Below are 11,138 nucleotides of genomic sequence, written 5' to 3'. Positions count from 1 at the left end.
TGGCGAGTGTGTGGGGCATGGCGCGATGTCGCATCGTCCGGATCCTCCCTACATTGGCAGGGACGGAGCCGTCAATACGGATCTTGCCGAGGATTCTCCGCGGGCGCCGCGACGCCACCCCGGTTCAGGCGACGAAACGATGGCTCGCCCGTCAGCCGTGCGCGAGCAGGCCGGCGACGGTCAGCCGCCGGCTCACCACCCGTAGCGGTAGCGGTGGCGCCAGCCCCAGCCACCCCACACGTAGGCCGGCGGCGGAGCCACATAGACCGGCGGCGGAGGGGCGACGTAGACGGGAGCCGGGGGATAGGCGGCGGGGACGACGATGCAGCCCGAAAGGCCGGCCGCGGCCAGGACCACGAGAAGACCGAGCGGCAGAAGGCGGCGGGCGTTGCGCACATGGGGTGATGCCATGGATGCTCCTCCTGCCGTATCCGACGGGGTCTCGCGCCGTCCCATTCATCCGCGCCGGGCCCACGCGGCGCCCCTCACCGGGAAAACCCTTGGGGTAAGCGGGCGAGAGTCTCGGCTCACCGTCTGGAAGACCGGCCGTCCCCCGCGTGACGAAGACCCTGCTCATTCGTGGAGCAATTCTTCGAATCGCCCGACGGTGAGGCCGGCCTTGCGGATGAGGGCCCGCAGCGTGCCCGCTGCGAGCTCGCGGTGGTCGGGTACCGACAGCGTCGCCGGGTAACCCGGCTTGGTCAGTACGATGTGGCTGGCGCGTTGGCGGCTGACGCGGAATCCTGCACGTTGGAAGGCGGCGACGGCTTCCCGGCCGGAGATCCGGGGAAGCCCTGGCATCAGGCGACGGCCTCGACCTCCAGTTCGACCTCTCGGGTCTCGATGGTCATAGGTAGTCCCTCTGCCGCGCGATCCTGGAGGCACTCCTGGACTTCCCTGGCAATGATCTCAGGCGTCTCGGCAACTGGCGGAAGCCCCTCCTCTCGGCGCACATCCAGACAGAGGAGGATGGCCTCGCGGATGTTGGCAAGGGCCTCCTCGAGGGTCCTGCCTTGGGAAACGCAGCCGTGAACGGCGGGGCAAATCACCGAGTAGCCGTGACCAGGCTCTGGGGCAAGGACGACGGTAAGCTTCATCGTGACCGCTACCATACCACATCGACCCGCGGTCCGTGACGCGGAGCGGCGTCACAGGCGTCCCCGCCGCGCGTAGGCTTGGCGGGCTTGCCCGAGTGGCCAGGTTGGGTTCGCTGCCTCACTTGACGGCGCCGGCCACCAGGCCGCGGACCAGGTGCCGCTGGACGAAGAACACGAAGACGAGGACTGGCGCCGTGATGAGCGTGGCCGCGGCCGAGAGCCCGCCCCAGTCCATATGATCGGAGCTCATGAAGCCGTACACCGCGATCGGCAGCGTCTTGGTCCGGGCCCCGGTCAGCACCAGGGCGAACAGGAAGTTGTTCCACGAGTAGGTGAAGGCGATCACCGCGGCGGCGACGATCCCGGGGAGCGTGAGCGGGAGGGCGATGCGCACGAACGCTCCCATCCGCGAGCAGCCGTCGATCCAGGCCGCTTCCTCGAGTGCCCGGGGGATGTCCTCGAAGAAGCCGACCAGGATCATCGCCGCGTAGGGCACCGTGAACACCAGGTGGGTCAGGATCATCGGCGGGTAGGTGTCCACGGTCTCCGTCCGCTGGGCCATCAGGTACCACGGAATGAGCAGGCTGACGTAGGGAATCATGCGGACGGCCAGGAACGTCGTCAGGACCCGGCGGAGGTCGTAGCGGGCGATGGCGTAGGCGGCCGGCACGCCGATCAGGAACCCGAACAGAGTGGCGCTGACCGAGATCACGGCGCTGTTGACCATGTAGCTGACGAAGGGATACCGGCGGAAGACCTCCACGAAGTGGTCGAGGGTCGGACGGAAGACGAACACGGGGGGCGACGCGTTGATGTGGACCTCGGGCTTCAGGGCATTGGTGAGCATGATGTAGAACGGCAGCACGAAGAACCCGACCACGAGCAGGACGGCGCCCCGGTGGGCGAGCGTCCCGGCCCGCCGGCCGATCCGGCGCGTCAGTAACTCCACTGTCGCACCCGCAGCCGGGCCAGCCCCGCGCTCACCCCCAGGATGATCAGCATGAGGGTTACAGCCAGGGCCGAGGAGTAGCCCATGTGGAAGAACTCGAAGCCCTCGACGAAGGTATAGAGGTTCAGCGTCTCGCTGGCCCGGGCCGGGCCGCCGCCCGTCACCACGAAGATGTGGTCGAAGGTCTTCAGCGCCGGGATCGTCCGGAGGATCAGCGCCATCACGACGTGCGGGCGGACCAGGGGGAGGGTGACGTGCCGGACGAGCGAGACGGCGGACGCCCCGTCGAGCCGGGCCGACTCGAGGACCTCCTCGGGGATCGTCTGGAGACCGGCGCCCACGATCAGCGCGATGAAGGGCGTCCAGAACCAGAGGTCGATCAGGGCCAGCGCCGGCACCGCCCCGGCGGGGTCGGACGCCCAGAGGAGCGGCGGGAGACCGACCCAGCCCCCGAGATAGTTCAGGATGCCGAGGCTGGGCTCCATCATCATGTTCCACACGAGAGACATCGCCACCGGCGTGGCGGCCATCGGCATGAGGAGGGCGGTCCGGACGAGCCCGCGGCCCCGGAACTCCCGGTGCAGGAGGAGCGCGATGGCGACCCCGAAGACCAGCTCGCCCCCCACCGCCAGGGCCGTGAAGTAGACGGTGACCCAGAGGGCGTGCCAGAACCGCGGGCTCGAGAGGAGGGTCAGGTAGTTCCCGGCGCCGAGGAAGGTCGCCGGGAGCATCGGGGAGATGGGCCACTCGTGGAGGCTCGCGTACACCATGTAGCCGAGCGGGAATCCGAGCAGCAGCAGAAACGTGAGCTGGCTCGGCAGCGTGAACAGGAGCGGAAGCCGGCGATCGAGGGCCCCGGACCAGGAGCCGGTCTCCGGTCCCGGGACGGCCGCCACCGGGGCCGCGGTCTCGCCGGTCGGGCGCGGCGCCCTTGCCCCGGGCCGTTCGAGCTGGCGGCTCACCGCGGCGACCCGGGGTCAGTCCTTCAGGTCACCCGTCTTCCGGAGCAGCGCGTTCCACTCCTCGCAGGCCTGCTGGGCCGCCCGGCGCACGTCCTGGCCCAGGATGGAAGCCTGGATCGCTTGCCCGATGATCGTCCGCGCCTCGTTGGCCGCGATCACGTCCGGGACGTTGAGCGGGAGGCCGGTCCGGATCCCGAAGAGGGTGGCATCCGTCCAGTCGGGGTGCTTCTCCTGCTTCTTGTACTCGGGCGAGTCCCAGGTCGAGACGCGCGGCGAGGCGCTCCCCCGGAGGTGGAGCGCGAGGGTCACCTCCTTGCTCGTGAGGTACTGGATCAGGAGCCAGGCGGCGTCCTTCCTGGCCGAGAAGGCCGAGATGAAGAGCCCGTTGATGGGCAGCATCATCTGGCGCTTGCCGCTGGGTCCGGCGGGGATCCTGGCGTAGCCGAGCTTCCCGGCCACCTTGGAGCGGGCCGGATCCTCGAAGACGGCGGCCCGGGTCGCGATGTCGGTGTACATCGCCGTCTTGCCCTGGGCATAGAGCGACTGGGTCTCGACGTCGGTGGTCTTCACCGCGCCGGGCGGCCCGTACTTCCGCAGCATCCGCCCGTAGAAGTCGAGCGCCTGGATCGCCTCGGCCGAGGTGAGGTGGCACCGCCCCTTGTCGTCCTGCCAGGTCCCGCCGAAGGTATAGAGATAGTAGGAGAGCTGGGTCACGGCATCGTACCCCGCGCCCCGCAGGATGATGCCATAGACCTTTCCCTCCGGGCCGTCCGGAAGCTCCATGATCCGGGCCGCCGCGGCCTCCATCTCGGCCAGGGTCTGGGGCGGCCCCTGGAGGCCTGCCCGGGCGAAGACGTCCTTCCGCCAGTAGAGGATCTGGGTCTGCGGCGAGAAGGCGACGCAGCCCGTCTTCCCCTCGAAGTAGCGCGCGCAGATCGCTCGGACTGCCGGACTCAGGTCGTCATAGTCGTAGTCGGATGCCGTCAGGCTCGGGTCCTTCAGGAACCGGTCGAGCGGCTCGATGAATCCCGACTTCCAGTACTCCCGCCCGACCACCATGGGGAGCGTCATGTAGACGTCCAGGTTCGGGGACTTCGCCGCCATCTCCACCGCCATCTTCTGGCGGAGCTGCCGGTGGATGTAGTCCTCGTAGACGACCTTGATCCCGGTCTTGGCCGTGAAGTCCGGCAGGATCTTCTCGCGCAGAAACGGGGAGGCCGGGATCGTCTCCCCCAGGAAGCGCACCGTCTGCCCCTCGAACCGGCGCCAGGTGACGTCGGCCGCCGCGGCCTCCACCCCGGCCAGGCCGGCCCCGATCGCGATCGTGAGGACCGATCCCACTAGCCATCGGATCATCTGTTCCACGACGACCTCCCGGCCCGCACGGGCCGCCCTGCGCTCGCGCCCGGACCCTTCCGATGGAGGGACGCTACCCTCCGGGGGGACTCGCGTCAAGGTGCCGGATCCCCGTGGTACCATCGCGTCGCGCCGGCAGCGAGAAAGGAGTGACCGCCATGACACGGAATCGGGTCGAGGCTCTCCCGTTCGGCTCGGACGACCTGCGGCTTCCCGATGAGCTGCGGGGCCCGCTCCGGACCCACCTCACCGCCCTGCGCGCGGCGTACCAGGCGCGCGGCTGGGGTGGCCGGGTGGGGTTCGGCCGCCGGCCGGCGCTCCTGGTGATCGACCTCGCGCTGTGGTGGACCCGACCCCGGAGCTCGCCCCTGGCCAGCTCGGTCGACAGCGTGGTCGAGGCGACCTGTCGCCTCCTGGAGGCCGCCCGGTCGGCCGAGACCCCGGTCTTCTTCACCAGCTACGCCTACGATCCGGCCGATCCGCCGTCCCCGCACGACAAGAAGCTCCTACTCACGGTCAAGCCGGGCGACGAGCGGCTGTTCGAGTTGGATCCGCGCCTCGACCGGCGGCCGACCGAGAAGCTCATCCTCAAGAAGTACGCCTCCTGCTTCAAGGCCACGAACCTCCACGAGAGCCTCACGGCCCTCGGCGTCGACACTCTCGTGGTCGCGGGGCTGAGCACCAGCCACTGCGTGTACGCCACCTGCCGCGACGCGACCGACAGCTTTCGCGTCATCGTCCCGCGGGAGGCGGTGGGCGAGCGCTGCGAGCTCATGCACGAGGTGAACCTGCTCGACATCGACCTCGACCTGGGCGACGTGGTCCCGCTCGAGGTCGTGCTCGCGTACCTCGCCTCGCTCCCTTCGGCCCGCTGAGGCCGGCCTCCTCAGATCTTCAGGCGGGGATCCAGGACGTCCCGAATCCCGTCCCCCAGGAGGTTCAGCCCGAGCACGGTCACGGTCAGGGTCGCGCTCGGGAACAGGATCATCCACGGGGCCTCGCGCAGAAAGACCCGGGCGTCGGCCAGGATATTGCCCAGGCTGGGCGTGGGTGGCACGGCTCCCAGCCCCACGAAGCTGAGCGCGGCTTCGCCGAGGATCGCATAAGCGAACGTGAAGGTCCCTTGCACGATGACGGGGGCGAGGGCGTTCGGGGTGACGTGGAGGCCCAGGATGCGCAGCGGCGCGGCGCCGAGCGCCCGGGCGGCCTCGACGAACTCCCGGCTCCGGACGACCAGGACACTGGCCCGCGCCAGCCGGGCCATGCGGGGCGCGTAGGCCACTCCGAGGGCAGCGATCACGTTCGGGGTGGCCGGGCCGGCGATCGCCATGACGGCGAGCGCGAGCAGGATCGCCGGAAATGCCATGAGCGCGTCCATCACGCGCATGATCACCGCGTCGGCCCGCGGGAAGTAGCCCGCCACCAGCCCCGACAGTCCGCCGAGGAGCGCGGTCACTACCAGAACGGAGAAGCCGACCAGCAGGGAGAGTCGGATGCCGTGGACCACGCGGGCCAGCAGGTCCCGGCCGAAGTCGTCGGTGCCGAACCAGTGGCGAGCCGAGGGGGGCGCCAGGATGTCCTCGACGTGGATGGCCGTCGGATCGGCGGCGACCAACAGCGGAAGCACCAGGCTCAGCACGGCGGCCGCCAGCGTCACCGCCCCGCCCGCCACCGCGAGCCGGTGTCGCCGGAGCCGGGCCCCCAGCGACGCCGCCGGCAACCGGCTCGGAGGGCGCTCGGGTACGCGGGTTATTGTGCCTTCGCTCGGCATGACTCGAAGCGCCTATCCGAGCGGCGGCTCCGCCGCCGCAACCGAAGGGGGGGAATCGGGGGGGTCTTCCGAGACCCCCCCGAAGGACTAGGCATAGCGGATGCGGGGGTCGACGTACGCATAGAGGACGTCCACCACCAGGTTGACGAGGATCACCACCGTGGAGATCAGCAGCAGGCACCCCTGGACGAGTGGATAGTCCCGCCGTTTGACCGCCATGACGACCAGGTTGCCGAGGCCGGGCAGGTTGAAGACGGTCTCCACCACGAAGGCGCCGCCCAGCAAGATCACCGCCGCGTTCCCGACCACGGTGAGGACGTGGATCAGGGTGTTGCGGAAGGCGTGGCGCCCCACCACCGCCGGCTCGCCGAGTCCCTTGGCCCGGGCCGTCCGCACGTAGTCCGTGCCGAGGGTCTCGAGCATGCTGCCGCGCGTGATGCGGGCGATGAGGGCGGCTTGCGGGATCCCCAGCGCCAGGGCCGGCATGGCCAGGTGGGCGCTCCAGGCCGTCGGGCTCTGCGCGATCGGCACGTAGCCGCTGATCGGAAACCACGCCAGCGCGACGCCGAAGCAGAAGATCAGCCCGAGTCCCATGGCGAAGTCGGGGACGGACAATCCGACCACCGCCAGCGCCATCGCGGTGAGGTCGGTGGGCGAGTTGGGCCGCGTGGCCGCCCGCAGCCCGATCGGGAGGCCGAGGAGCAGGGCCACCAGGAGCGCCGCCGCGGTCAGACTCAGGGTGACGGGGAGCCGGCCCAGGATCGCCTCCACCACCGGCTGGCCCAGAAAGAACGACCGTCCCAGCTCCCCTTCCAGGACCCGCCGGAGCCAGAGGACGAACTGGATCGGGAGGGGCCGGTCGAGGCCCATGCGCTCGCGCAGCTCCGCAACGGCCTGAGGGGTCGCCTCCATCCCGAGGAGCACCGCCGCCGGATCGCCGGGGATCAGCCGGATGAGCGCGAAGGCGATGCCCCCCATGATGAGCCAGGCGGGGACGAGGAGCATGAGCCGCCGCGCGATGTATCGCCCCACGGCCGCCGGCCTCAGGCGGGGCTGGGCGCGCGCCTCACCCGGGCGTCACTTCGACACGTTCCAGAAGCGCCGGAGAAAGTAGACCCGGTACCCCTTGAGCGTCTTGCTGGCGCCGTCGAGCTGGAACATGTCGGCTACCTTCACGAACGGCACGGTCTCGTAGAATACCGTCTGGACCTGGGCATAGGCCTGGGCGCGCTTGGCCGGCTCGCGCTCGCGGAAGCCGGCCAGGAGCGCCCGGTCCATCTCCGCATCGCAGTACCCGTAGGTCTCGTAGGACGCGCCGCAGCGGAGGAGATAGTTGAAGCCGGAGGGCTCCGGGCGCGTGCTGACCCCGTTGGTGGCCATGTCGAAGGCGAGCTCCTTCTGCTGGGCGATCTGGCCGGGCCAGTCCCGGACGACCAGGTCCACCTTGAACCCGATCGCCTCGAGCTGGGGCTTGACCGGCACCGCGGCTCGGTAGAGCCATTCGATGTCGCGATTGGTGATCAGGACGATGGGGCGCCCGTCGTAGCCGGACTCCTTGAGGAGCCGGCGGGCGAGGTCCAGGTTCTTGACGTTGTAGAGCTCCTGGCCGGCCGTGTTGTGCCAGACCCTCTGCTCCGGGAAGAAGAAGCTCGGCTGGAGCCGGTAGAACGCGGGCTGGTTGCCCGTCACCGCCCGTATGACCGCCTCCATGTCGAGGCCGCGGGAGACGGCCTGGCGGGCCTTGACGTGATTGAAGGGCGGCCGGTTCGCGTTGAGCTGCAGGATGACCTGGGTGAACGGCTTGAGGACGATGGCCTCGTGGCTGGCCGAGCCCCGCAGGCGCTCGTAGGCCGTGGGGGCCAGGGCCATCGCGTAGTCGAAGTCACCGCGCTCGAGGCCGGCGAACCGCGTGGCGCTCTCCAGGGTCGAGATGATGTGGACCTCGTCCACCTGCGCCTTGCGATCGCCCCCGAGCCCGGAGGCTGCCAGGCGGGCGTCGCGGCTGTAGTCATCGAAGCGGCGGAGGACGATGTGGCGATCGGGCACCCACTCGGCCAGGCGGAATGGCCCGGTGCCGATGAGGTTCGGGGGGCGGATGGGATCCTTGGCGTCCTGCACGATCTCCTTGGGCATGATCCCGAGGATGGCCACCGGATTGGCCAGGGCGCCGATGAACGACCCCTGCGCCTCCTTGAGGGTGATGCGCACGGTCAGTGGGTCGACGACCGTCACCGCCTGGATGACGGCCACGTCGCCCCGCCGAGCGCCGAACTGCGTGAACCGCTCGACCGAGGCTTTGACGTCCTCGGCGGTCAGGGTCTTGCCGTTGTGGAACCGTATGCCCGACCGGAGCTTGAATGTGTAGCCGAGGCCGTCGGGGCTCACCGCCCAGCTCTCGGCGAGCTGCGGGATGATCCCGTAGTCCTCGCCGATCGTGACCAGGCCCTCGAAGACGTGCGCCGAGAGCTCGCGCAGCGTGAAGGCCGTCCCCATGTGGGGATCGAGCCACGGCAGGTTCGTGTCCGTCGCGACCCGCAGGATCTGCGAGCCTTGCGCGAGCGCGGGCGACGGTCCCCCGCCCAGGATACCGAGCAGCAGCACGACGGCGAGCCAACGAAACGCCATGCGTCATCCCCCTTTGTGCGGAGCGATCAATCGTGTGAGCGGTTCGGCGCAGCCAGGCGCATCGCTCGTCACTCGGCGGCCTGGTAGAGCTCCTCGCCGCGCTGGAGTCGCAGAGCGATGCGGTACGTCTGCCCCAGCGCGCGGGGCGTCGGGCAGTGGGCGGCGACGAAGCGTGCCGTCGCCACGAGCGCCCGCCGGGCCGCCGCGGGATGGCGCGCCCCGAGGGCGGCGTACTGGCGGAGGCCGCCCTCGAGGGCCTGGTAGTCGTGGAAGCCCGCGTCCTCGCGCAACACGGCGCGACCCAGGCTCTGGAGGAGCGGCGCCTCCGGGCGGCCGGCGGCGAGGTGGGCGTGGACCAGCCGGCCGGCGGGGTTCACCTGCTGCTCGCGGTCCAGCCGCTCCAGGAGCGCCCCGGGCGCGTCGGCGACGTCCTCCGCCGGCAGCTCGTCCGGGAGCCGGGCCGGCGGGACGTTGAGGAAGCGGTCGAGATAGATCCGCATCGCGGCGTGAAAGAGCCCGCGGGCGAGCTCGCGCGAGGGCGCGCGCCAGAGCGCCTGGTGGAGGGCGTTGCAGGAGCTCGCCGTGTTGTGGACGGTGTCCCAGTCGCCGAACTCGTTGCTGGTCGGGAACCGGGCGATCCGGAGGCTCGCGGCGTGGGCGATCGCCTGGCCGAGCTCGGCGAGCGCCGTCCCCTGCCGCATGGCGCTCAGCAGGGCCGCGACCGCGTCCCGCGGCTCGTCGCCGAGAAGGGTCTCGACGAGCGCGTCGAGCTCGGCGGCCCCCAGCCGACGGCCGGCGGCCGGATCCCCGGCGAGCGAGCCGAGCTCCCCGAAGGCCGGCTCGAGGAGCGCGGGGAGATCGACGGGGTGGCGCCAGGCGCTCCGCTCCTCGCTCCGCTCGGCCCGGCACAGGCCGCCGACGAGGCTCGGCAGGATGGCCGGCGCCTCCTCCCAGCCGAGGTGATCCATCAGCTCGAAGGCCTTGGCGAGGTAGTCGAGCTGGTGGCCGGCGTCCACGAAATAGTGGTCGGTCACGGCGACGAAGAGGATGTCGGCCAGCGCCGCGGGGGCGACGCCCGATTCGATGGCGGTCCGGAGCGTCCGCTCGGCCCCCTCGGCATCCCGTACCTCCACGGCCCGGCGGAACCAGGCCTTGAGGCGCCGGAGCGGGAGACCCCGGCCCGGCAGCGGATCCAGGCCGAAGCGCGGCGGCTGCCCGGCGCAATCCTCGGCCACCCGGAGGAGCCCGTGGAAGAGCGCCAGCGGCTGCTCCTCGGCCCCGAGGGTGGGCAGGAGATTCGCCATCGCGGTCAAGATCGTCAGCCCGGGGCCCCACCCGGCGGCGCGGTACCGGGCCCCGAAGCGCGCGCCGGCCCGGACGATCTCGCGCGGATCCGCCCCCGCGCCGAGGAGCGCCAGCGTGGCCTTGGCCAGGGCCAGCGAGAGCTGGTCCTCGAGTCCCTGCTCGAGCCGCCGCCACCAGTGGGTCGGGCGCTCCCCGTCGTCGGCCCGGACTTCGACGAACACCTCCCCGTCGCGGACCACGGCCGGGTACGCCCGCACGTCACCCGCGAACGGATCGAGCGTTCCGCCGGAGGCGAGATCGAATCGGGCGTGGTGCCAGTGGCAGGTGAGCAGCCCGTCCTGCACCGTCCCGCGGCTCAGCGGGAACCCCATGTGCGGGCAGCGGTTGTCCACGGCCCAGGCTCGCCCCTCGTGCCAGAACACCGCCACGCCGTGGGCGCCGGCCGAAACCACCACACAGCCCCGGGCCTGGAGCTCCTGGAGCTTCCCCACGCGGATCAGCTGCGGGTCATGCGTGGCCATGGGATTCCTGGCGGAGGCGATGCATCGGCGTGCGAGGCCAGCCTATCTCCCCCGCGCGGGGCGGTCAAGGCGGGGGATGCCTTCAACGGGGCTCGCCGGAATAGAGCCTCAGCCCGGCGATCTGGCGGAAGTGCCGCCAATTGCGGGTCAAGAGCGGAAGCCGCTCGACGAGTGCCGTGGCGGCAATCAGCGCGTCCTCCTTCTCGAGGTGGCGGTGGTGGCGGCGGAGATCCGAGTATCGGACCGTGATGGGCGGGTCCAGGCGAACCAGCCTGAATCGACGTAGAGCGTCCTCGATCGCGCGACGCTCGGCAGCCTTCAGCCCTCGCTCGGCGAGAAGCTCCTTGCGCGTGACGACCGAGTAGTAGACTCGGTTTCGGCGATCGTCGAGGAGTCCGCTCTGGTGACCGGCGTTGAAGTAATCGATCAGGATATCGGTATCTACGAGGATTCGGACCGCTGCCACTCCCGGATCTCTTTCAGGAAGGCCGCGTCCGACTGACCCCGCGAGCGGCGGCGGAGCATGCGAACGTATTCGAGGCTGTCCATCAC

The 11,138-nt window shown here is 70.4% G+C and carries 12 protein-coding genes; 1 reads left to right on the top strand and 11 read right to left on the bottom strand.

The features are described from left to right. Positions 1-192: 192 nt before the first annotated feature. From VGW35_17150 to VGW35_17125, 6 genes are all read right to left on the bottom strand, one after another. Entirely contained in the window at positions 193-411 is a 219-nt protein-coding gene (locus VGW35_17150; protein HEV8309389.1) for a hypothetical protein, read from the bottom strand. A 162-nt stretch (positions 412-573) separates the two neighbouring features. Then, positions 574-804, bottom strand: coding sequence for a type II toxin-antitoxin system HicA family toxin (locus VGW35_17145; protein HEV8309388.1), 231 nt, complete (start codon positions 802-804; stop codon positions 574-576). Continuing rightward, entirely contained in the window at positions 801-1,097 is a 297-nt protein-coding gene (locus VGW35_17140) for a type II toxin-antitoxin system HicB family antitoxin (protein HEV8309387.1), read from the bottom strand. Before VGW35_17140 ends, VGW35_17145 begins: the two co-directional genes overlap by 4 nt. 118 nt (positions 1,098-1,215) lie before the next feature. After that, positions 1,216-2,046, bottom strand: coding sequence for a carbohydrate ABC transporter permease (locus tag VGW35_17135; protein HEV8309386.1), 831 nt, complete (start codon positions 2,044-2,046; stop codon positions 1,216-1,218). Further along, a complete protein-coding gene (locus VGW35_17130; GenBank protein HEV8309385.1) occupies positions 2,034-2,942 on the bottom strand; it encodes a sugar ABC transporter permease in 909 nt (302 codons plus the stop codon). The genes VGW35_17135 and VGW35_17130 overlap by 13 nt, the downstream gene beginning before the upstream one ends. Before the next feature lie 81 nt (positions 2,943-3,023). Beyond that, positions 3,024-4,364, bottom strand: coding sequence for a sugar ABC transporter substrate-binding protein (locus VGW35_17125; GenBank protein ID HEV8309384.1), 1,341 nt, complete (start codon positions 4,362-4,364; stop codon positions 3,024-3,026). Between the two features lie 158 nt (positions 4,365-4,522). Between VGW35_17125 and VGW35_17120 the strand changes: the two genes are divergently transcribed. Further along, positions 4,523-5,239 (top strand): isochorismatase family protein, encoded by a 717-nt coding sequence (locus tag VGW35_17120; GenBank protein ID HEV8309383.1) that lies wholly within the window; start codon positions 4,523-4,525, stop codon positions 5,237-5,239. Between the two features lie 11 nt (positions 5,240-5,250). Here the strand turns inward: VGW35_17120 and VGW35_17115 are convergent, their stop codons facing one another. From VGW35_17115 to VGW35_17095, 5 genes are all read right to left on the bottom strand, one after another. Next, complete coding sequence (locus VGW35_17115; protein ID HEV8309382.1) at positions 5,251-6,135, bottom strand: ABC transporter permease; 885 nt, start codon at positions 6,133-6,135, stop codon at positions 5,251-5,253. Positions 6,136-6,222: 87 nt separating this feature from the next. Next, positions 6,223-7,167 carry an ABC transporter permease gene (locus VGW35_17110; protein HEV8309381.1) on the bottom strand — a complete coding sequence of 315 codons (945 nt, stop codon included), beginning with the start codon at positions 7,165-7,167 and terminating at the stop codon, positions 6,223-6,225. A gap of 45 nt (positions 7,168-7,212) precedes the next feature. After that, complete coding sequence (locus VGW35_17105; GenBank protein HEV8309380.1) at positions 7,213-8,760, bottom strand: ABC transporter substrate-binding protein; 1,548 nt, start codon at positions 8,758-8,760, stop codon at positions 7,213-7,215. Between the two features lie 68 nt (positions 8,761-8,828). Further along, complete coding sequence (locus tag VGW35_17100; GenBank protein ID HEV8309379.1) at positions 8,829-10,586, bottom strand: Rieske (2Fe-2S) protein; 1,758 nt, start codon at positions 10,584-10,586, stop codon at positions 8,829-8,831. An 82-nt stretch (positions 10,587-10,668) separates the two neighbouring features. Beyond that, positions 10,669-11,052, bottom strand: a complete 384-nt coding sequence (locus VGW35_17095) for a PIN domain-containing protein (protein ID HEV8309378.1) — start codon at positions 11,050-11,052, stop codon at positions 10,669-10,671. Positions 11,053-11,138: the final 86 nt, after the last annotated feature.

The organism is Candidatus Methylomirabilota bacterium (genome assembly GCA_036005065.1).
Classification (GTDB): Bacteria; Methylomirabilota; Methylomirabilia; order Rokubacteriales; family DASRDR01; genus DASYQW01.
This window is presented reverse-complemented; position numbering and strand designations above follow the sequence as displayed.